General features: G+C 56.1%; 17 protein-coding genes. 10 read left to right on the top strand and 7 right to left on the bottom strand.

The window, feature by feature from the left end:
• The first annotated feature begins 120 nt into the window (after window positions 1-120).
• From G491_RS0102465 to G491_RS0102430, 8 genes are all read left to right on the top strand, one after another.
• Window positions 121-552 (top strand): PaaI family thioesterase, encoded by a 432-nt coding sequence (locus G491_RS0102465; protein ID WP_028313464.1) that lies wholly within the window; start codon window positions 121-123, stop codon window positions 550-552.
• Between the two features lie 161 nt (window positions 553-713).
• Complete coding sequence (locus G491_RS0102460) at window positions 714-1,664, top strand: YbgA family protein (protein ID WP_028313463.1); 951 nt, start codon at window positions 714-716, stop codon at window positions 1,662-1,664.
• 3 nt (window positions 1,665-1,667) lie between these two features.
• A complete protein-coding gene (locus G491_RS0102455; protein ID WP_028313462.1) occupies window positions 1,668-3,038 on the top strand; it encodes a deoxyribodipyrimidine photo-lyase in 1,371 nt (456 codons plus the stop codon).
• Between the two features lie 747 nt (window positions 3,039-3,785).
• Window positions 3,786-5,162, top strand: a complete 1,377-nt coding sequence (locus G491_RS0102450; protein ID WP_028313461.1) for an MBL fold metallo-hydrolase — start codon at window positions 3,786-3,788, stop codon at window positions 5,160-5,162.
• Between the two features lie 67 nt (window positions 5,163-5,229).
• Window positions 5,230-6,729: a TolC family protein gene (locus G491_RS0102445; protein WP_028313460.1), complete on the top strand. Its 1,500-nt coding sequence runs from the start codon at window positions 5,230-5,232 to the stop codon at window positions 6,727-6,729.
• A complete protein-coding gene (locus tag G491_RS0102440; protein ID WP_051326983.1) occupies window positions 6,722-7,888 on the top strand; it encodes an efflux RND transporter periplasmic adaptor subunit in 1,167 nt (388 codons plus the stop codon). The genes G491_RS0102445 and G491_RS0102440 overlap by 8 nt, the downstream gene beginning before the upstream one ends.
• Complete coding sequence (locus tag G491_RS0102435) at window positions 7,881-11,090, top strand: efflux RND transporter permease subunit (RefSeq protein WP_028313458.1); 3,210 nt, start codon at window positions 7,881-7,883, stop codon at window positions 11,088-11,090. The genes G491_RS0102440 and G491_RS0102435 overlap by 8 nt, the downstream gene beginning before the upstream one ends.
• Window positions 11,091-11,429: 339 nt before the next feature.
• Window positions 11,430-13,733 (top strand): NosD domain-containing protein, encoded by a 2,304-nt coding sequence (locus G491_RS0102430; RefSeq protein WP_028313457.1) that lies wholly within the window; start codon window positions 11,430-11,432, stop codon window positions 13,731-13,733.
• 133 nt (window positions 13,734-13,866) lie between these two features.
• Here the strand turns inward: G491_RS0102430 and hcp are convergent, their stop codons facing one another.
• The 7 genes from hcp to G491_RS0102395 all read right to left on the bottom strand — a co-directional run bounded on the left by hcp (window position 13,867) and on the right by G491_RS0102395 (window position 21,358).
• Entirely contained in the window at window positions 13,867-15,477 is a 1,611-nt protein-coding gene (gene hcp / locus G491_RS0102425; protein ID WP_028313456.1) for a hydroxylamine reductase, read from the bottom strand.
• A 56-nt stretch (window positions 15,478-15,533) separates the two neighbouring features.
• A complete protein-coding gene (locus G491_RS0102420) occupies window positions 15,534-16,271 on the bottom strand; it encodes an HD domain-containing protein (RefSeq protein WP_028313455.1) in 738 nt (245 codons plus the stop codon).
• The gene (locus G491_RS0102415) at window positions 16,271-17,134 is read right to left on the bottom strand and encodes a 4Fe-4S dicluster domain-containing protein (protein WP_028313454.1); all 864 of its coding nucleotides are present in this window, start codon (window positions 17,132-17,134) and stop codon (window positions 16,271-16,273) included. The genes G491_RS0102420 and G491_RS0102415 overlap by 1 nt, the downstream gene beginning before the upstream one ends.
• Window positions 17,134-17,877 (bottom strand): ATP-binding protein, encoded by a 744-nt coding sequence (locus G491_RS0102410; protein WP_028313453.1) that lies wholly within the window; start codon window positions 17,875-17,877, stop codon window positions 17,134-17,136. The genes G491_RS0102415 and G491_RS0102410 overlap by 1 nt, the downstream gene beginning before the upstream one ends.
• 373 nt (window positions 17,878-18,250) lie before the next feature.
• The gene (locus G491_RS0102405) at window positions 18,251-18,685 is read right to left on the bottom strand and encodes an Hsp20/alpha crystallin family protein (RefSeq protein WP_028313452.1); all 435 of its coding nucleotides are present in this window, start codon (window positions 18,683-18,685) and stop codon (window positions 18,251-18,253) included.
• 132 nt (window positions 18,686-18,817) lie between these two features.
• The gene (locus tag G491_RS0102400; RefSeq protein WP_028313451.1) at window positions 18,818-19,918 is read right to left on the bottom strand and encodes a hypothetical protein; all 1,101 of its coding nucleotides are present in this window, start codon (window positions 19,916-19,918) and stop codon (window positions 18,818-18,820) included.
• A gap of 36 nt (window positions 19,919-19,954) precedes the next feature.
• Window positions 19,955-21,358 carry a TIGR01777 family oxidoreductase gene (locus G491_RS0102395; RefSeq protein WP_028313450.1) on the bottom strand — a complete coding sequence of 468 codons (1,404 nt, stop codon included), beginning with the start codon at window positions 21,356-21,358 and terminating at the stop codon, window positions 19,955-19,957.
• Between the two features lie 114 nt (window positions 21,359-21,472).
• Here G491_RS0102395 and G491_RS35245 point away from each other — a divergent pair, with 114 nt between their 5' ends.
• Both G491_RS35245 and G491_RS0102385 read left to right on the top strand, forming a co-directional pair.
• Window positions 21,473-21,721, top strand: coding sequence for a hypothetical protein (locus G491_RS35245; protein WP_157467932.1), 249 nt, complete (start codon window positions 21,473-21,475; stop codon window positions 21,719-21,721).
• Window positions 21,722-21,862: 141 nt separating this feature from the next.
• Window positions 21,863-22,489 carry a TetR/AcrR family transcriptional regulator gene (locus G491_RS0102385; protein ID WP_028313449.1) on the top strand — a complete coding sequence of 209 codons (627 nt, stop codon included), beginning with the start codon at window positions 21,863-21,865 and terminating at the stop codon, window positions 22,487-22,489.
• Window positions 22,490-22,518: the final 29 nt, after the last annotated feature.

The following is a 22,518-nucleotide window of genomic DNA, read 5'->3' as shown; positions in this document are numbered from 1 at the left end:
AATCAACAAGGTGGCGCCCCCCTCCGTTTAATGCTATCATTGCACGATCGGACAAACACATAGGGCTGCGGACCCATTTTTTTTCATCACCAAACCCAATGGCAGGCGAAAAAAGCAATCATGGATGCAAAATATCAAGAATTTCTGATGGGGGATTTTTCCCAGGGCTTTACAAAATACATTGGCATGGAAGCCGTCTCCAGCTCCGACGGCAAGTTTGAATCCCGCATGGTCATTACGGAAAACCATCGTCAGCAAGACGGCTTCGTCCACGCGGGCGCTGTTTCCACCCTGGCGGATCACACCGCCGGGTATTCCGCTTTTACCTTGGCCGGGGAGGAGAATCAGATCCTTACCATTGAGTTCAAGATTAATTTTCTGGCGCCCGCCCACGGGGACAGCCTGGTTTGCCGGTCCGAGGTCATCCGCAGCGGCAGAAAAATCATGGTTACGGAAAGCCGGGTGTATGACGTAAACGGCGATGAAGAAAAAATGACCGCCCTGGCCATCTTCACCATGGCTGTGGTGCCCAAAAAGGACCTTGTTCGTTAGAATCCTGATTGAATCGGACGCCCCCTATTTCATAACGATAACAATCTATTCGACGCCTTCGCAGCTCTTGTGCCGTTAGTATTCAGAACATTATTTGATCTGCGCCCTAAACCTATGTATCATGATTCACAACAACTCACACTCAAACGGGGCGTTCTATCATGACCGAAAAAATAAAAATGGGAATCGCGCGGTGCTTGATGGGCGAAAAAGTCCGCTATGACGGGGGCCACAAGCACGACCGGTACATCACCCAAACCTTGGGCAATTATTTTGATTTCGTTCCTGTATGCCCGGAGATGGAATGCGGCATGCCCGTCCCAAGGGAGTCCATGCGCCTGGAAGGCGATCCCGCGGCCCCGCGGCTCATGACCCACAAAACCCGCCGGGACCTCACCCCCATGATGCAGGAATGGGGCGTGGAAAAATTGAAGGAATTGGAAAAGGAAGATCTGTGCGGCTACATTTTCAAGACCCGGTCGCCGTCCAGCGGCATGGAGCGGATCGCCGTATACGGCGAGGATAAGACGGTCCGCAAGAACGGAGTGGGCATTTGGGCGCGGATGTTCAAGGATCATTTCCCCCTGCTGCCCGTGGAGGACGAAGGCAGGCTGCACGATCCCGGGCTGCGGGAGAATTTCATCACCCGGGTGTTTGTCATGAAACGCTGGCGCGACATGATCGCCGGCGGCTATGACGCGGGCAAGCTGGTGGACTTCCACACACGCCACAAGCTCCTGATTTTGGCCCATAGCCAGCAGCATTACCGCCAGATGGGTCCCATGGTGGCCAAAATCCGGGAGCAAAAGCCCGAGGACTTCTTCCCGGCTTATCTTGAAATCCTCACACAGGCCCTGGCTCTCAAGACCACGCCCGCCAAGAACATCAACGTGCTGCAACACATGATGGGCTATTTCAAAAAACAGCTATCCCCGGACGAAAAGCAGGAATTGCTGGAGCTCATGTACCAGTATCGCCAGGGCGCCGTGCCTTTGATCGTGCCTATCACCCTGATCAAGCATTTTGTTCGTAAGTACGATCAACCCTACTTAAAGGAGCAACTGTACCTTTATCCGCATCCCCTGGAGCTGGGCCTGCGCAACCACGGATAAGCCATGCACAAGACCGACGCCGCCCGCATTCGAAGGCTGAACGAACGTCCCGGGCAAAAGGGGGCCTACGTTCTTTATTGGATGCAGCAATCCCAGCGGGCCAAGCATAATCTGGCCCTGGAGTTCGCTATCAGCCGGGCCAACGATTTAGACGTGCCTGTCGTCGTCGTTTTCGGCCTGACCGTCAACTACCCCGAGGCCAACTATCGCCACTATCTGTTCATGCTGGAAGGCCTGGCCGAAACCCAAAGGCAATTGCGGGATAGGGGAATCCCCCTGGTTGTTTTGGAAAACTCTCCGCCCCTGGCCTCCCTGGATCTGGGCAAGAAAGCCGCCTTGATCGTGACGGACAAAGGGTACATGCGCCATCAAAAGGCGTGGCGGGCCCAGGTCGCCGCCCAGGCCTCCTGCCAAGTGGCCCAAGTGGAGACGGACGTCATCGTTCCTGTGAACATCGCCTCCCAAAAGGCCGAGTGGGCCGCCCGCACCATTCGTCCTAAAATCAACCGGGAGCTGGACAATTTTTTGCTGCTCCCGGAAAAATACGCCCTGAAAAACAAGCTCCGGGATTTTGATATCCAGGGCCTGGACCTGTCCGATCCGGCTGCGCTATTGAAAAGCCTGGGCATGCAGGCAAATCCATCCGGCGTTTCCGCCTTTTTCAAGGGCGGAGCCTCCGCCGCGCAAGAGCGCATGGATAAGTTCATCCAAAAAAGCCTGGACAATTACAGCCGTCACCACAACCGGCCGGATTTGGCGGACGTGTCCGGCATGGGGCCGTATTTGCATTTCGGCCAGGTGTCCGCCGCCGCCCTGGCCCTGCAGGTGAAAAATCTAAAAGACGCGGACCCTGAAGCGCAGGCCGCCTATCTGGAGCAGATCATCGTCAGGCGGGAGCTTGCCATGAACTTCGTCCACTTCACCCCGAACTACGACCAATACGCCTGCCTTCCGACTTGGGCGCAAAAGACCCTAAAGGAGCGCGCCCAAGACCCGCGCGACCACCTATACACCCCGGATCAACTGGAAGCCTGCGACACACACGATCCCTACTGGAATGCAGCCATGCGGGAAATGGTCGTCACCGGATACATGCACAACCACATGCGCATGTACTGGGGCAAAAAAATTCTGGAGTGGTCGCCCACGCCGCAAAAAGCCTGGGACGTCCTGCTTCATCTGAACAACAAGTACTTCCTGGACGGGAGGGACCCTAATTCCTATGCCGGCGCGGGTTGGATTTTCGGGCTGCACGACCGGGGCTGGAACCGCCGCCCCATATTCGGTACGGTCCGCTATATGGCCGCCTCCGGCCTGGAGCGCAAATGCAAGATTAAGGACTATGTCGCCCGGATTGATTCCCTAAAGCCATGATTCTCAACCGGGTTTGAATATATAGTTGCAATCAAAAGAGAAAAAATCATTAGGCGGCCTATTAGGCGCCAAGCAAAAATGACGCTGGGTCCCCGCTTGCGGTCGTTCCTGAAAAGCGGATCTCCCTCGCGGGGATGACGAGCGATTTAGGCGTTGGTAAACTCATCGTGGGATTGCAGCCTGCATTTGTTGGGTTTCGCAAGCTCTACCCAACCTACGTCTTTTCACGTAAAAATAGTAGGTTGGGTAGAGAGTTCGAATAACTATCTAATTGAAGGAAACCCGCTTCCGCCAAAAAAGAGGGTTGAGATTTAGGGAGCAGATCTCGAAACCCAACTATCAGAATGCCCACATGCTGTATAGGCTTTCACTCTCCGTCATCCCCGTGGAGCCATGGAGGTATGATGATTGCGGCTGAGTTGGGGGGACATGACCTTATCTCGCCTACGGCCTTTCAAAATGGTTTTGGGCTATTGAGATAAGGATCGTGTCCCCTCAACTCAATCCCGGAAACGGGGATCCAGTGTCACTGCATTGCTCCCAATCTCCTTATTTTGAACTTGCGGCAGTGCTGTGCAAGCTGCAACGCAAAATCAAAAACTTGCCAGCATGGGTGGGAAGCATTATCATTATTAAACGATGTGAGTTTTTGCTAAAAATTGTTCACTGGTTTGTGCGTCTTTCGTGGCGCCGCTCCAATTCCGCATTAAATGTTCCGTCCATCAATAATTGGCAGGGAGGATGACTATGTATTTCAAACAATTCGTAGCAGAGGGCCTTGGATGCCTTTCCTACCTGATCGGCTGTCCCATGGCCAGGGTGGCCTGTGTGGTGGATCCCAGGCGCGACATGCAGGTATACCTGGACGTCGCCCGGGAAAACGACATGCGCATCACCCATGTTTTTGAAACCCATGTGCATGCGGATCACGTCTCCGGCAACCAGGAAATCAAGTCCCGCACCGGGGCGGAAATCTGCTACATGGAGGACACGCCGGTCAAATTTGAACACACGGTCTTAACCGAAGGCCAGGAAATGACCTTTGGAAACGCCAAGCTCAAGTTCATTAAAACTCCCGGCCATACGCCCCACGCCATGTCCATTCTGGTGACCGACCTATCCCGGGGCGAAGATCCCTGGCTGGTTCTGACCGGAGATTGCATGTTTGTAGGAGACGTGGGCAGGCCTGACCTGGCGGGGAACGAGCACATCGATGAGCAGGTGCAAAACCTGTACAATTCCCTGTACAATAAATTGGGCATGATGCCGGACAGTCTGGAGGTTTTTCCGGCCCATGGAGAAGGCTCCCTGTGCGGCCGGGGCATGAGCTCCAAATCCAGCTCCACCATTGGTTTTGAAAAGCGGAGCAATGAACTTTTGCGTATGGCCGAGCCGGATTTTAAAAAGGAAATGTCCGGGACGTTCCCGGAGCGGCCCAAGAGCTTCTCCCATATCATCAACACCAACATGGAGGGCGTCCCCTTGCTGGACCGGTGCCCTGTCGTAAAAGACTTGTCTCCGGCCCAGGTGGAGCACTTCATGCAGCAGGGCGCCCTGGTGCTGGACGCCCGGGACACGGCCTCCTTCGGAGGGGTGCATATTCCCGGCAGCATCAATATCGGCTTAAAAAAGCAAACCGCCAACTGGATCGGCATGGTCATCGATCCCAAGGCGGATCTCATCCTTGTGGTTCCGGACGAAAAAGCCTATCATGACATGGAAATTCAGTTGCATCGCATAGGCTACGACCGGATTATCGGCTATTTGTACGGAGGCATTACCGCCTGGCAGGAAGAGGGCCTGCCGATCACCCAATTATGGCAGATTTCGCCCGAAAAGTTAAAAAACAAGCTGGCGAAGGGCCTGCCGAAATACTTTTTTGACGTTCGCACTCCGGCCGAATGGGCCTCCGGGCACATCCAGTACGCGGACCATTTGCCCATCACCCAGTTATTGAAGTCGCCCCCGGACATTCCCAAGGACGAAGAGGTGATCGTCACCTGCGCCGTGGGATACCGGGGCAACATCGCCGCCAGCTTTTTACAAAGTCAGGGCTTCGAGCATGTTCACAGTCTTGCCGGAGGAATGAAAGCCTGGATTAATTCGGGCTATCCGGTAACCTGAAGCCGCAGGTTTCATGACGTGTTCCCCCGTGGGTTGGCTGAATAATTTTCGTATTCAGGGAGGACGTATGACGTGGCTATTTAAACCCTTTTTCCTTATCAGGAGCGGAGGCGCCGCCTCGTGTGTTCGGCCGCTCCTTGCAGCAGGGCTTTTGGCCCTGCTTGCAGTTACCGCGGGTTGCGCCCGCTCCCAATGGGAAAACCGCTACGACTACGACAACATAGTCAGCAGGATAAACATTCAAACTCCGGCGCCGGAGCAACAAACTTCGCCAGCGGCCAAGGATCTGGGCAAAATCACCCTGGCAGACGCCATCAAAACGGCCCTGGAAAACAACCCGGACACCGACATGGCCCTGGCCCGCATTCGCCAGTCCGAGGCCATGATCGATCAGGCCAAGGCGGCCTATTGGCCCGTGCTTTCCCTGTACGGATCCTATTCCCAGGGGGATGCGCCTTCCGGCTATTTGTTTTCCACCATCGATCAGCGTTTGCTTCCTCCCAATACCAACTTTAATGATCCCGGATGGTTCGAGAATTACGAGATCGGCGCCAAGGTGGGCGTCAACCTGTTTAACGGCGGCCGCGACTGGCTTAACCGCCATATGGCCGAAACCGGACTGGCTATCAGCCAGTTGGATAGCCGGGCCGTCAACAACGGGCTGGCCGCGTCGGTCATCAGCGCGTGGTACGACTGCCTGGCCGCCGGGGATTTTATCGCCATCGCCGAAGAATCGGTGTCCACCGTGGAGGCTGAGTTAAGGCTCATGCAGGTGCGGTACGACGCCGGCGGCGTCTTGAAATCCGACGTGCTTTCCCTGGATGTTCGTCTGGCCCAGGCCAAGGAAGAGCTTGTGCGCGCCCAGAGCAACCGCAGCCTGGCCCTGGCCGCCCTGGCCAACCTCATGGGCCTGAACCCGGACGCCCAATTTGAGCTGGACGCTCAGGCCGCCATGAATCCGGATCTGCCGCCTGACTATTCCGCCGGCTCGATCCTGGCTTTGGCCAAACGGCCCGAGCTTAAGCAGGCCCGGCTCGCCGTCATCAAATCCGCCATGGGCGTGGATATGGCCAAAAGCCATTATCTGCCCACGGCCGACGCGCAGTTGAAATATTATATGGACGATCCGGACGCCTCTTTTGACTCGGACCGCGACAACTGGACCGCCGGAGTCATCATCAACTGGAACGCTTTCACAGGCGGCAGGACTTCCTCTGCCGTGCGTCAGGCTAAAAATGTGCAGGACGAAATGTTGGCCGCGGACCGGAAAGCCGCTCAAAACGTGCTTTTGGACGTTAAAACGGCTTATTTGAATCTGGATTCCGCCAGGGCGAGAAACCTTGTGGCGGCCGCGGCAGTAGAGCAGGCCCGGGAATCCCTGCGTTTGGTGAAGAAGCAATACGAAGGAGGCTCGGTGACGGTCACCCGGTATCTGGACGCGGAACTGGCGTTCAACAGCGCCCGCATCCGGTCGTCTTCCGCCGTGTTCGACAGTGAAAAAGCAGCGGCCTCCGTCGGCCGCGCCTTGGGCTTATGGGCTTCCCTGGAGGGTGAATCAAATGAGTAGTCAGTCAAAAGCGAAAAAAATCATCGGACCTGTCATCGGCCTCGCCGTGCTGGTCTTGCTCATGTTGTACATGACCGGCGTGTTCGCCGGAGGAAAAATTCCGCCCGGCGCCGTGGACAGCAAGGTTTCCGCACCTGCGCCAGAGGCAACGGCGACCGTGTCCGTGGAGGACATCATTGAATATTACGAGGCCGTGGGAACGGTCCGGCCCCGGACTGAAACCCAGATAGAGGCCCAGGCCACAGGCCGCATCCTGCAATATAATGTGAGCCCCGGAACCCAGGTGCAAAAAGGCCAGGTGCTCATCCAACTGGACAGCGATCAATTGAACGCCCAGGTGGAGGAAGCGACCCAAGGCCTGGTTTCCGCCCGAGCCATGCACGAGCAGGCTAAGCAGGGGTTGGAACAGGCCAAAGCGGCCTTTGACGAAGCGGCCAAAGCCTATCAACGAGTGAAGACCTACTTCGCCTCCGAGGCGGCCACCCAGCAGCAGTTGGAGCAGGCCGAATCCGCCTATCTCCAGGCCCAGGCCGGAGTAAGGCAGGCCGAGGACGGAGTCAAGGCGGCCAGAGCGGGCGTGGCCGGGGCGCAAAAAGTGGTGGATCAGCGCATGATCGCCAAGAGCTACACCACCATTACCGCGCCCACCGACGGCGAGGTGGTCAAAAGGCTGGCGGAAAAAGGCGATCTGGCGTGGCCGGGCAAGCCTTTGCTGGTCATCCAGACGCGCAGCCAGCTTAGGCTGGAAGCGGTGGTCCGGGAGGGGCTCATCAGCCGGGTGCGCATTGGAACGCCCTTGGAAATCGCCATCGACTCCATGGATTTGATTATTGAAGGAACGGTGGAGGAAATCGTGCCTTCGGCCGACCCGGTCACCCGCACCTTTTTGATCAAGGTGGACCTGCCCCAAACCCAGGGCATGTTCCCCGGCATGTTCGGCAGGCTTATGATTCCCGCATCCACCCGATCTGTTGTGGCGGTCCCCAAATCCGCCATTGAACGGACCGGCCAGCTTGAGATGGTCACGGTCCGGGAAGACGGAATCTGGAAAAAGGTTTTCGTCAAGACAGGCAATCTTTTGACGGGCGGCAAGGTGGAGGTGTTGTCCGGCCTGGAAGGCGGCGAAACCATTGGAGTCAGGGGGGGAGAAAATGGCTGATCAGGACCGCGCGCCCGGCGGATTCATTACTGGGGTGGTCCGCCTGTTTTTGGAATCCAAGCTGCCCATATTGTTCATCCTGTTCGCCATCGGCATGGGAGCGGCCAGCATTTACGTCACGCCCCGCGAGGAGGAGCCGCAAATCGTGGTGCCCCTGGCGGACGTGTACGTCCAGGCCCCCGGGGCCAGCGCCGAGGAAGTGGAGAAGCTGGTGGCAACGCCCCTGGAGCGGCTGTTGTGGCAGATAGACGGCGTGGAATATGTGTATTCCACCTCCCACCGCGACATGGCCGTGGTTACGGTCCGGTTTTTTGTGGGCGAGGATCGGGAGCGATCCATCGTCAAACTTCATAACAAAATCATGATGAATCAGGATCAGGCGCCGCCCATTGTCAAAGGGTGGGTGGTCAAGCCGGTGGAAATCGACGACGTACCCATCGTCAACCTGACCCTGTATTCGGAAAAATACGACGACCACGCCCTCACCCGCATCGGCCAGGAAGTCCTGGCGCGCCTCTCCGAGGTGGAGGACATCTCCCGCACGTCCATTGTGGGCGGCCGCAAGCGTGAGGTGCGCGTGGAGCTTCTGCCCGACCGCATGAACGGCCTGGGCGTGAGCATGCTGGAGGTGGGACAGGCCCTGGCCGGAACCGATGCGTCCGTCGCAGCCGGATCCTTCTCCCGCGCTAACCGTGATATTACCGTCACGGCCGACGGATTCGTCTGCTGCGCCCGGGACGTGGAAAACCTGGTGGTGGGCGTTCACGGAGATCGCCCCGTGTACGTGCGGGATATCGCCAGGGTCACTGATGGGCCCGAGGAGGCTTTCTCGTACTCCCGGTTCGGCTACTCCCAGCATTATCGCCAGGAAAACGGACTGGACGGCGAGCCTGCTGAATACCCTGCAGTTACCCTGGCCCTGGCCAAGAAAAAGGGCGTCAACGCCGTTAACGTGGCGCAAAACATCCATGAAAAGATGGAAGAGTTGAAAAAGGACGTGATCCCGCCCGACGTTCACGTCATAACCACCCGCGACTACGGGCAGACCGCCCAGACCAAGGTGGACGACCTCTTGAGCTCGCTCTTTTTCGCCATCCTCACCGTGGTGGCGCTGCTTATATTCACCCTGGGGTGGCGGGAAGCCATGGTGGTGGCCCTGGCCGTGCCCATCAGCTTCGCCCTGGCCCTGTTCGTGAACATGATGATGGGCTACACCATCAACCGGGTCACCCTGTTCGCCCTGATTCTTTCCCTGGGCTTGGTAGTGGACGACCCCATCACCAACGTGGACAACATCCAGCGCCATATCGGCATGGGCAAATTGAAGCCCAAGGGCGCCACTTTGTTCGCCGTGAACGAGGTGCTGCCGCCGGTCATCATGTCCACCCTGGCTATCATCGTGTCGTTTACTCCCATGTTTTTCATCACGGGCATGATGGGCCCGTACATGTCTCCCATGGCCGCCAACGTGCCCCTGACCGTTATATTCTCCACGGTCTGCGCACTGACCATCGTGCCGTGGTTCACATTCACCCTGCTTAAAAAAAGCGGAGTTCCCAAGGAAGCCGGCCAGGACGTCACCCCGGCCTGGGTAAGAAAAGGCTACGCATGGGTGATTCGGCCGTTTTTGGATTCAGGCCTGCGCCGCATTCTCCTGGGCGTGGTGGTGGTCGGGCTGCTGATTTTTTCAGCCTCCCTGGCTTTGTTCCGCCATGTGCCTTTGAAGATGCTGCCTTTTGATAACAAAAACGAATTTCAGATCATCCTGGACATGCCGGAGGGAACGCCCCTGGAAGCCACGGATCGGGCGGTCCGCGCCTTTGAAGAATACCTCCGGGGAGTGTCGGAAGTGACCAATACCATTTCCTACGTGGGCGAGCCTTCCCCCATGGATTTTAACGGCATGGTGCGCCACTATTATTTGCGCAAGGGCGGAAACATGGCCGACATCCGGGTCAACCTGTACGATAAAGTCCGGCGCCAGGAGCAAAGCCACGCAATCGTTTTGAGGCTGCGCCAGGACCTCCAGGCCATCGCCGATCAGCACGGCGTTGACATGAAAATCGTGGAAGTTCCGCCCGGGCCCCCGGTCATCTCCACGGTGGTGGCGGAAATCTACGGCTCGCCGCAGATGCAGTACCGGGACCTCATTGACGGCGCCGCCCACGTAAAGGAGATCTTCCGGCAGGAAGATTTTGTGGTGGACATCGACGACACCACGGAAACGCCCCGGGATCGCCTGGATTTTGTTCTGGATAAGGAAAAAGCCGCCCTTCACGGGGTGACTACCGAAATGATCGCCCACACCCTGCGTATGGCCGTGGGCGGCGCCAGCCCGGCCACGGTGCACGCTCCGGGGGAACGCCAGTTCCTGCCCGTGACGGTCATCCTGCCCCGGGCTCAGCGGTCTAGCGCCCAGGGCTTGTCCCAGGTTCCCGTCAAGACCGCCGCCGGCAAGATGGTAGCTTTGGGCGAGTTGGGGACATTTCGAAAAATCCCGGTGGATCAGCCCATTTACCATAAAAATTTAAAGCCCGTGGTTTACGTGTTCGGCGAAATGGCGGGCAGGGCGCCTGGCGAGGCCATCCTGGACATGCAGTCGCGGTTGAAGGATAATCCGCCGCCTCCGGGCATCAGGGTGGATTGGGCCGGAGAAGGGGAGTGGAAAATCACCCTGAGCGTGTTCCGGGATATGGGCCTGGCCTATCTGGCGGCCTTTGCAGGCATTTACGTGCTGTTGGTCATCCAGATGAACTCCTTTTTCATGCCCGTGCTGATCCTTATGGCCATTCCCTTGACATTCATCGGCATCATGCCGGGGTTCTGGCTGTTTAACCTGTTTTTTGCAACGCCCGTAGCAGCCTTTGAAAACCCGGTGTTTTTCACGGCCACAAGCATGATCGGCATGATCGCCCTGGGCGGCATCGTCATCAGGAACTCGCTGGTGCTCATCGAGTTTATCCAGCAGGCCCTGGGCGAGGGCATGGGCCTGAAAGACGCCATCCTGCAAAGCGGCGCCGTCCGGCTGCGGCCCATCATCCTGACTGCCGCAACCACGGCCCTGGGCGCCTGGCCCATCACCCTGGATCCCATATTTTCGGGACTGGCCTGGGCCTTGATTTTCGGCTTGTTTGCGTCCACGGCCTTCACCCTGCTGGTGGTGCCGGTCACCTACTTTGCGTTGAACAAAAACAAGGCCTGATTCAACAGGCAAATTTGCTCAAACCCCAAAACCTCCCCGAGACAACTTTCGGGGAGGTTTTTTTTGGGCGGTATTGCACATGGAAGATGGGCCGGATAATTAACTGTACGAAAAGGTTTACTTGCCAAAAGGCAATACTCCCTGTAAATAATCTTCAGACCATGTTGCAATAAACCGCCTGGATTCTCATTTATTTAACACAGACAGCTATTATAGAAATCTGGACGGAGGCCTGTGCATGGTGCGGCGTATATCGGGCCGCTAAAAAATTATGCGCCGTAAAGGCCCATGCGCCCCCCCCCCGGCGTGGTTCCCGACAAAAATATGGAGGAGCAAGCCATGATTCGTCGAGTAGCGATTTTTCTGGTTATCCTGTGCGTCCAGCCATTGAATGCAGCTTATGCCTTAAACGTGGAATACTCCTCCCCCAGCCATGTCCAAGTGCTGCTGTCGCGTTGGCCGGGCGATTTAGGGTCTGTTCGAAAAGTGGAACTCTTTTCAGGGGATTCTGAGCAAGCCTGGATAATAACAGGAACCTGGGGCGGGATGGGAGACGTAACCGGTGAAACCTTCGCAGATCTGGCTGTAGGACCGGGAGTTCATTATCTGCGGGCGAAATATTACCGATATGACTCTTTCGAGGAAATTTGGACCCTGGAAGAAACTCAGACGCTTTCGCTGAATAAAATTTCAACTTTTGGAACGCTCCGGCCTTCGCTGACTGGGATAGGCATGGTAACTTGGTCAAACAGCGTTTGGCTATCAGATGAAGTGGTTGTGGAAGATGGGACTCTTGTTATTGAGCCCGACGCCGAGGTGACTTTTTTGGACACCGCTAGCCACGGCGCTATCTTGCGCATATCCGACGGCGCTCTCCTAAAGGCAAATAAAGTTAGTTTCCGTAATGGGGTTTCGAGCTCGCTTTATGGCGAGGTGATATGTGAGTCGGACGCTTCCAGCGGTCTTCAACAAACCCTAATTTCAAACAGTACGTTCCATGACGTCGATCTTGTTGTCGTTGGCTCAAACCTGCTTTTTATGGATAATATTTGCGGCCAGGTGGAAATCAAGGGAAACAGGAATGTCCTGACCGGGAGCACGATGGGAGATCTCCACCTTTCGTACGCTTCCGAAGCTCTCGTGCAAGACAACACCCTGGATTCAATCGTTGTCGGATACAATACCGCCACGTGTATTTCAAACACAATTCTCGCAAATAAATGTGAGTTCATTATATTTCCCGACACCCTCAATACGTCGGATGGAAACGTCGTGGAAAGCAATGAGACAGGGCGCATTTTCATAGGAGGAAAGAACAACCGGGTAATCAATAACAAAGTGTCCTGCAAAGAGTGGGAACCCGCCATAGTCATAGCAAATGAAGGAAATGAAGTGCGCGGCAATAAACTGAGCGACTGCCAGGACAAAGGCATCGAGGTGAGCTCCAGCGACAATATTATTCATCGGAATATAATAAAAAATTGTGGAGACACAGGCCTCTTTTTACGCGCTTTTACGCCGGGAGCCGTGGGGAATGAAATTACAGAAAACGAAATTTTGGGATGCCTCGGAGACGGCATCGCAATTTATGGCGGACAAAACACGGTGATAAAGGGCAATAAGATCAGTAACTGCGATCATCCCCTGCTTGATGGTGATGCGGGGATAGCTCTGAAGGATTTCAATCCCTACGTAGCATCTGCCAATTTGGTGACGGAAAATGAGATTGAATCCTGTGAAATAGGCATCCTGTCACAAACCTCGGCGCCTTCCAACGAGCCGCTGTCAGCCAATCAGTGCGAGGACAATCAAATAGCTTATTGTGAAGTAGGCGTCTGGGTCAAATCAGGCCTCGCCGTGGTAACCAACAATGCTTTTGTCGAGAATGACACGCACGCCCTGGATGAGTGGTCGGTCGGCGTCTGGAATTTGGCGCTCAGCGATGCGGAGAGAAACATTGTGGGAGGCCCCTTTTGGGGCGGTAATTATTACTCAGGATACAGCGCGCCTGACGTAAACGGGGATTACATTGCGGATGAGCCATATGCCATTTATGATTTGCTACAAACTATAGAGACTTACGACCAGTATCCCCTGCTTATTCCCCGGCAGATTGCCGTCTCGCCCAAGAGCTATGATTTCGGGGGGCTGATACCAGGCGCCTACTCTTCCGTTCTGGTGGAATTTGGGAATGCCATAGACTCCCTGGACTCCTTGGAAGTAAGCAATGTGCAATTGACAGGTCCCGGAGCCTTTTCCCTGGACCTGTCCCCGGTTGGGAATCCATGCGAAGAAACGAATCTGTTTTTCAGTCCGGGCGACGCATGCAATGTCCTGGTCGCCTTTTCGCCCGCCGGCCTGGGCCAATTTGACGCCGTGTTGACGATTTCCTCGGACGACCCTGACGAACCCGAGTTTGAAGCGACTTTTACGGGCAAGGGAGTTGCTTTGCCCGGCGACGCCAACGGGGATTATGTCCTATCCCTGGCTGACGCGATTCTGATCCTCAAAGTATGCGCAGGCCTCAAGCCATCGGAGCTTTTTGTCGAGGGCCTCGCCAACGGATCGGATTTTGTCCCTGACGACATTTTGCAGGTCAATGATGCTCTTGGAATCCTCCAAACTATAGCCTTGAGCCGATAGTGAATCGAGGAGCCGCTCCATTTCCTATACCCCCCATTCCATCATGCCATGCCTTGCGAAAATGTAAGGCCCGGAAGGCTGCGCGCCTCCCGGGCCTGATTTATCTAACCGAGGTTATTCTACGCCGCCCTGATTATCCCAGGATGGCTTTCAGGTCCTCGTCCGGGGTGGAAATAGGCATGATGTTGAAGTTTTTCACCAGCACGTCCAGGACGTTGGGGGTGATGAAGGCGGGCAGCGTCGGCCCAAGGCGAATGTCCTTGATTCCCAGGAACAGCAAGGTCAGGAGGATGGACACGGCCTTTTGCTCGTACCAGGACAGGATCATGGACAAGGGCAGGTCGTTGACTCCGCATTCAAAGGCGTTGGCCAGGGCCACGGCGATCTGGATGGCCGAGTACGCGTCGTTGCACTGTCCCACGTCCAGGAGTCTGGGGATGCCGCCGATGTCGCCCAGTTCCTTGTCGAAAAAACGGAACTTGCCGCAGGCCAGGGTCAGGACCACGCAGTCCGAGGGGACTTTTTCCACGAACTCGGTGTAGTAGTTGCGTCCGGGCTTGGCGCCGTCGCAGCCGGCCACCAGGAAGAAATGCCTGAGGGCCTTGCCCTTGACCGCTTCGATCACCTTGTCGGCCACACCCAGGACTGCGTTCCGGCCGAATCCCACCAAAACTTCCTTGCCGGGGGCGTCTTCGGCGAATCCGGGAAGGGCCAGGGCCTTTTCGATGACCGGGGTGAAGTCGCCGTCGGATATGTGCTGCACGCCGGGCCATTCCACCACGCCGCTGGTGAAAATGGCGCCCTCGTATTCTTCCTTGGGCTTTTGAATGCAGTTGGTGGTCATGAGGATGGCGCCCGGGAAGGCTGCGAACTCCTTTTTCTGGTTCTGCCAGGCTGTGCCGTAATGGCCGTAAAAATGGCCGTACTTTTTCAGCTCCGGGTACCCGTGGCAGGGCAGCATTTCGCCATGGGTGTAAACGGTGATCCCCTTGCCTTCGGTCTGCTTCAGGATGGCTTCCAGGTCTTTGAGGTCGTGGCCGGAAACCAGGATGGCCTTGCCGGCCTTGACGCCCAAGGGTACGGGAGTGGGGACCGGATGTCCGTAGGTTCCGGTGTTGCCTGCATCCAGGAGTTCCATGGCCCTGAGGTTAACCTCGCCGCACTTGAGCACCAGGCCGACCCATTCGTCCAGGCCGAGATCCTTGTTCAAGGGAGCGGTCAGGGCTTCGTACAAAAAGGCGTACGCTTCGGGATCGCTCTGGCCCAGGATTTCCGCATGATCCATATACGCGGCCACCCCTTTAAGCCCGAAAAGCAGAATATGCTGCAGGGACAGGATGTCCGGATTGACGTCCGGATCGGACTTGAGGCCCACTTCGGCGGCCTGAACCAGCATTTCGTCCATGGTTGCGCCGGGGACGAAGGCGGCCGGGCCGTCCAGGGTCACACCCAGCTTTTCCTTGCAGGCGTCGCGCAATGCCACGGTTTTGCGGACCCATTCAGCCAGGTTGTCTTTGTCAAAGTTCACGTTGGTCAGGGTGGAAAACAGGGCCCTGGAGGTGAACACGTCAACTTCCTTGTCCACGATTCCCTTTTTACGGGCTTCCAGGGCGTATTGGGCCAGGCCGCGGAGGGCGTAGACCAAAAGATCCTGCATGTCAGCAACCTCAGGCTGCTTGCCGCAAACGCCTATGGCATCGCATCCGGTTCCTTTTGCCGCTTGTTCGCATTGGTAACAAAACATGTTGGGGCCTCCTTTGTTGTGTGAGTTATCCTACGTAATATTGGGCGAAATCTTCTTTATTGAGCGTACATCGAAAGGGCTTTTTGCCTGCCCGTTTCGGTTTTGAAAACCTTGTTGATGAGCTTGGCCAGGTGTTCCTTGTCAAAATCCGGGTACACGTCCGGGATGTTCACCAGCCAGTCCGAATCCCAAAGGATGCGGAACTCCGGAGTATCCATGCCTCTGACCGTGTGGTGGTTGGCGATGATGTCGCACACATGATCGATGGTTTCCTTATCCATGCCCAAACCTTCCATGATGGGCCGGGCGATGGGCGGGCCTTCGATCTCCTGATAGCGGCCTCGGTTGCTGCCGTGCTTTTTTTCCGCTTCCTGGATGCCGATATCGTGCAGCACCGCAGCGGAAAGCACTACCTTGGGGTCGCCTTCTTCCGACTTGATCAGGTCCTGGGCATGGCTTAAAACTTCCAGGGCGTGGTTGATGCGTTTTTCATCCTTGCCGAACTGCATTTTCATGGCGTCCACCAGTTGATCCACCAGGGATGCGCCGCCTTCCCCCTCGCCCATTTTTTCCTTGGGATCGTAGCCCAGGCATTCCTTGGCGTGCTCGCACCACAGGGCGCAGCCCAGGTTGAGCTTGGGGTTTTTGACCATATGCTGGCACTTGGGGCATCTACGGCGGGCGTCGTCGCGGAAAAACTCGATTTCGTGGCCGCAATTGCCGCACGGAATTTCAAAAACATCGTCTGCGGACCAAAACATGGTGTCTTGTCCGGGGCACATTGTTCTTCCCATTATTTCCTCCTATTCCAGCGGATCCAAAAATCCGCAAACCGTTCATTTTCCAGGCCGTGATCCAGATAATCCCTGACAATTTTGTCGATCACGGGCATGGCGTCCCGGGGGCTGGCGAACTCGCCCACAACCCTCGCCAGGTGGGGATGGCGGCCCAACTTGCCGCCGGCCAGCAGCCTGCCGCCTTTTTCTTCAAGGTTAATGCAATCGGCCGGGCAGGCCTGGGAGCAGTTGAAGCATCCCTGGCAGGCGTGGGGATCATGCACCGGGCGGTCGTCCTTCATGGTGATGGCCTTGTCCGGGCAGGATTCGGCGCAGTCGCCGCAGCCCACGCATGCGTCCAGGTTAAACTCAGGCCTTGCGTATCCCACGATAGCCAGGTCGGATATCTGGGGCCGGCTGCAACCGTTGGGGCAGCCCGAGACCGACACTTTGACCTTGTTATGAAATTTGACCGTGTCGGCTTGGACCTTTTGCCGCAGCTTTTCCGAAATCCCGGCGGCCTCGGCCCAATCCTTGATAGCCTGAGTCCATTCCTCCGTGTCGATCAAAGGATTTTGGCAGCCCGCCAAGGCGTTATGGCAGGCGTTGAAAGCCAGCATGGGAACCCCGGGCTCGTTTTTTGCCGGCATCTTGCCTTTCAGGGAATCCATGGTCTTGCCGGACATCAAGGCCTTGAACCGTTGCTCCGCCGCCTGGTAGTCGGCCAGGGAGACTTTATCCCCGCCTTTCTCCCGCACGGATTGCTCCACCTTGCCGCGAACCATGGGGCGCACCACAAGGGGTACGGATTTCAAGGCCTGTTCAGCCTCCTGATTCCAGGGCAGGCTGTCCGGCGCGTCTTTTCGGGCGAATAATTTCATCAGCTAATCTTTCCGTCCTTATCCAGGTTTCCTTCCATCAATACATCGCCGTTTCGTCCGATTTGGATCAGCCCGATGGGCATGTCCACGCCGGCCTTTTCCACGGCCTTCTGTGCGGCGTACACAAAACCCTTGCAGCATGGCACGTCCATAAACATGACGGTCAGGGACTTGGGCGTGGCGCCTTCCAAAATCTGGGCCAGCTTGTCGATATGGGCCTGCAGGTCGTCCAATTTGGGGCAGCCCATGGCGATGGCTTTATTGGGCAGCACTTTCTGATGAAGCGCCGGGTTGGAAGCCGCCGCGCAGTCCGCCAAAAGCACCAGGTCGGCGCCTTTTAAAAACGGCGTGTTGGGCCCCATCAATTGCAGCTTGACGGGCCAGTGGCCCAGAGAGGAAGCCCCGGCTTCTCCGGGAGTCCCCTGGGGGGGCATGGTCATGATCATGGCCTGGGAGGACGGGCAGCCGAATCCGGCGGGCGCCTTGGGCGCACCATCCTTCATCTTGGCCATTCTTTCGTGCACGGCTTCCTCGTCAAACTCAGGGGCTTCCCGTTCGATGAGGTGCAAGGCGTCCTGGGGGCATTCGCCCAGGCAGGCGCCCAGACCGTCACACAGAATGTCCCCGACGAGCTTGGCCTTGCCGTCAATGATTTCCAGAGCCCCTTCCGCACAGGAGAGAATGCACTGTCCGCATCCGTCGCATTTTTCCTCGTCGATCTCGATGATTTTTCTAAGAGCCATGGTTTGCCTCCTGTATTTGTTTGGCCGGTATTTTCGGTCGTTTTTTTTTGTTATGTCCGGGGAATTGGGTTCCGTCCCCGTTGTTGACTCCAGTTATAGGACGGAAACAGCGAGCGGTCCTTGACCTGAGTCAAGAATGAAAACTTTTTTTGAATTTTTTTAATTGGGGCTGATTTTCTTTTTGAAGCAAAATACATACCACTGGATTCGTGGGCATGTACGGGAGACAAATGGGCAAACTGGTCCGACCAGTAACCCAGTGAACCAGTTGGCGTTGGATTGTGATTTTGCGCGTGAAGAAAAAACAGGCGCCAGGGCAAAGCCTGGCGCCTGGTTAATTTCCATTCAGGCCGGGGAGGCCATTGGGGGTATATCAGTTGATCTCGATTTTCCTGGTTTTTTCCTCCTCAGTCTTGGGAAGGACAATCTTCAATACGCCGTCGGCGGTTTCGGCTTTGACGCCGCCCAGGTCCACGCCGTTGGGGACTCGCAGGCTGCGGGAAAAGCTGCCGTAGCTGCGCTCCACCACGTGGTAGGTATCGGTTTCCTCTTTCTTTTCCTGCTTTTTTTCACCCTTGATGGTGAGCAGGCCTTCACTGAGGCTGATGTCGATGTCTTCCTTGGCCAAGCCCGGGATTTCCGCGGTCACCACGTACTCCCCTTCGTTTTCCGCAACATCCAGAGAGGGGACCCATTCCTTGTCTTTGGCAAGCCCCAGGCCGAAGTCTTCGAACATGCGATCGAACAGGTCCCAGGCGGGACGAGCCAACAGTCCTTGCCTACGAAGTTCAGGTAAATATGCGTTCATAATCGCACCTCCTTTAATAATTATATCAAGCGGTTAATGCCGCCTTACCGCAACTGTAAAGTAATCATTTTCAAAAGGCAGTCAAGGAGGTTGCACAGCAATTTTTGATTTTTTGAGGTGCGTAGAACAGCCCTAAATCGGCCCTGGATCGGCCAGTCTGTGGGTGAAAAATATGGTGTACAACACGGCTATGTAACCGCCCACGGCCGCAAAGGCCAGCATGGGATGCAAATGGCCGATGGGCGCCAGCCCGATAACCACAAACCAATGCCAGCCGATGAGTGTTTTGGAATTCAGGCTGATGGGAAAGTCGTAATACCTGGCAATGACCGCCAGCCCGCACAGATTCCAGCCGTACAGGGAGGCGAAGGCATGGAGCCGAAGCAGCCATCTGTATTTTTCGGAGGCGTATCCCGGGCCTATCTCCAGGAATATGTAGGCGATGCCCGTGACGGCCGTAAACAAAAGAAAGCCCAGGCCGGAGGTCAGGAATTGCTTTTGCTGCTGGGGCAGGCCCAACTTCATGTGGATGCCCAAAATCATGATGACGGCGGCGAAAAGGCACAAAGTCACCACCACCTGCCAGGCAAGTTGCTCGAATATGATGAAGATGAAAAAAATGATCACGCCCAGGTTGATGGCCCAGAACCCCAACTCCTTCAAAGGGCCGGCCGCGCCTTTGTCGCTTTTTTCCATGTAAGAGAAAATCAGCGACATGGTGATGAGGGAGGACGGAAAGCTGAATCCCAAAAAGAACACGTTCAAGGTCAGCTTGGGCAGATAAATCCAGTGCATGAATTGGTTGTTCAATATGACGGCCGTGGAGATGAACAGGCTCATGGACAGGCACAGGAGCGAAGCCTGATGAAACTTGGCGGAGACCGGCTCGTTTTTCCGTACGAACCCCCATGGAAACACGGAGAATTTTTCCATGCGGATGCTTTCCACGATTCCGGCCATGATGACCGATACGATCATGGCGGTGATGTACATTTCCAGAAACGCCAGGATGGCGTACCCGATTCCCAGGATCAAAAAGCACGTGGTCCGGAGCGTCAGGCGTCTTTTCTCTTCGCTGAAAAGCAGGATGATGGTTCCGCCGCTGCACAGGTTGAAAAGGAAAATGTGCAGCCTTTCAAAGCTGTGGGCGGAGGTTACGAAATAATCCAGGTATCCGAAGGCCAGGGCCAGGGACATGAGGCTTGCAAAAAAAATTTTCAGTCCGGAGCTCATATTTTCCTCTATCTTTTCAGGGCGGCGTCCAAATTATTATTCCTTCTCATCCTGCTGCAAAGACTCCCCGGTTTTGCCGAGCATATGGCGCAGGGCGGCTTCCAGGCCGGGATACCGGAAATCATAGCCCGAGCCCGCCAGTTTTTCCGCACTCACCCGTGCGCTGGCCAGCACCACTTCCCGGCCCTTCTCCCCAAAGACCGCGTCCACGGTGAAGGCAGGAACCGGAAAGAACGCAGGACGCTTGAGCACGCCGGCCAGAGTCCTGGTGAATTCCAGGTTGGAGACCGGCTCCGGCCCCACGATGTTCACCGGGCCTTCCACCTTGTCGCTGCAGACCAGGTGGAACAGGGCGCCCACGGCGTCGTCTATGCCAAGCCAGCTAAGATATTGTTTGCCGCTCCCCACCTTGCCGCCCAGGCCCATCCGGAACAGGGGCAGGAATTCCGCCAAGGCGCCTCCCTGGGGGGATAAAACCACGCCGATCCGGCCTAAAACGGTGCGGATGCCCGCATCCACGGCCGGCTGGGCCGCCTTTTCCCAGCGGTCGCACACCTCGGATATGAACAAATCTCCGGGGCCGTCCGATTCCGAAACAAGGCGGTCGCCTGTATCCCCGTAAAATCCGATGGCGGAAGCGCTTAAAAACACCTTGGGCTTGGGATTCATGGCTGCGGCTGCCTGGGCCAGAAGCCCGGTTCCAAGCTCCCGGCTGTCGATAATCCGGCGTTTTTTCTTGTTGGTCCACAATCCCTGGCCGATGTTGTCTCCGGCCAGATGAATGATGGCGTCCGCGCCGTCCAGGTCCCTGGGATTCAACTTGACGTGGACCGGGTCCCAGAAGATTTCGTCTTCATTGGCGGGCTGTCGGCGAACCAGCTTTTTGACCTTATGCCCGCCCGTGGTGAGGAACGGGACCAAAGTCCTGCCGATCATGCCCGAAGCGCCGGATATGACAATGGTCATGGGTTTGGCGGCGAGTTTTTTATGCAAAGCCACGTCCTGGAGCACGGTTTCGTGCCGCCACGTGAACATGGTTTCCAGTTGCTTGGCGGTCCACCATCCGGCCGCCGGGCTGGAAACAAAGGATAAAGGCAGGCGGTATTCCACGTTGTCTTCGTAAATGCAGTCGCCGTTATCCGGGTGAAACCGGTGCTTGTGAATCCATTCCGCAAAGGGGCCGCTCACCTGCTGGTCCGCAAAAAATCGGTTTTCCTCCAGGGCGAAATGCTCGCTGCGCCATTTATAGGCGATTGGGCCTGTTTTCAAACGGAGCGTAACCCTGCTCCCTACTTCCAGGAGTCCGGTCTTTTCCAGCACGGCCATGTCGGTCCAGGGAGGCGTCAGACGCTCCAAGGCGCCGGGCCTTGCATGCCAGGCAAAGACTTCCTCCACCGAAGCGGGAATGCGGGATTTTTTGACAAATATGGTATTCGGCATAATGGGTTTGCCCCTTTTATTCAATTTGCAGCGAAAAACGATTTCTTAACGGCTGCGTACATTGTCATTTTTCAACAGCGCCCATGATTGTGCATCAAACGGAATTTTTATCACATGACACAATGTAATCTGATTATCATCGTCTGGCAAGGGTTTGGAGGAACGTTCACCATACTTATCTCCACATTCTTCCTCGCTAAATTGCAGGCCTGTCAGGGAGATAGGCTCATGTCCCCGGAAATCTATAGCTCCCTTGAATGCTCCTTCTCCACGAAAGTCGTCATCCCGGCGAGGGCGGTCCGCTTTTCGGGGCCGTCCCGCAAGCCGGGACCCGGCGTCATCTTGGACCTGCCTTTAAAATAATTTCTTGCTCGAACGCAATTTGAAATCTGTTCGTTTGCTTTTTTGGAGGGACAAGTAAAAAAAACTTGACGGCAGGGGGCTTTGTACATTAAGTCACCAGTTAGTGACTTTTAGGGCGGACGCCTCAGAAAAAGGATAATCATGAAAACCCCCACACGAAATAGGGAAGCCACCAGGCTCAAGCTCATCAACGCCGTGGGCCAGGTGCTGGCGGAAAAAGGCTTCACCCATTTGGGCGTCAACGCCGTCGCCAGGCAGGCTGGGGTGGATAAGGTGTTGATTTACCGCTATTTCGGCGGGATGCCCGGGCTCATCAAAGCCTTTGGGCAGGAGGGAGACTTCTGGCCGTCCATGGAGGAGCTGGCCGGGGGGGATATCGACGCCTACCGGGTTCTTCCGTTGGAGGAAAAACTCAAGATCATGGGCCGGAACTATCTGGAGGGCATCCGCAAGAGGCCTTTGACCCAGGAGATCATGGCCTGGGAGATGGTGGAGCGCAACAACCTCACGGAAGAGCTGGAGATCATCCGGGAAACCCGGATGCTGCGCTTTGCTGATCTCTTTCTTCAGGTGGGCGAGGAGGCCGTGGACGTCATGGCGGTGATCGGACTGATGGGAGCCGGTTTAAGCTATCTGATCTGCCGGAGCCGCAGGATTCGCTGGTATAATGGGATTGATCTGGAAAACGAGGAGGGCTGGAAGCGTTTGGAAAACGGGATCGATCTTGTGGTGGAGGGGGTTGCAGGGCTGATGCAGGCGCGGGACTAGCCGGGTGTTTGCGTACATATTCGGGCTAG

It is taken from the genome of Desulfatibacillum aliphaticivorans DSM 15576 (genome assembly GCF_000429905.1).
Lineage (GTDB): Bacteria > Desulfobacterota > Desulfobacteria > Desulfobacterales > Desulfatibacillaceae > Desulfatibacillum > Desulfatibacillum aliphaticivorans.
The sequence above is the reverse complement of the archived record's forward strand: the minus strand, read 5'-3'. Positions and strand labels throughout refer to the sequence as shown.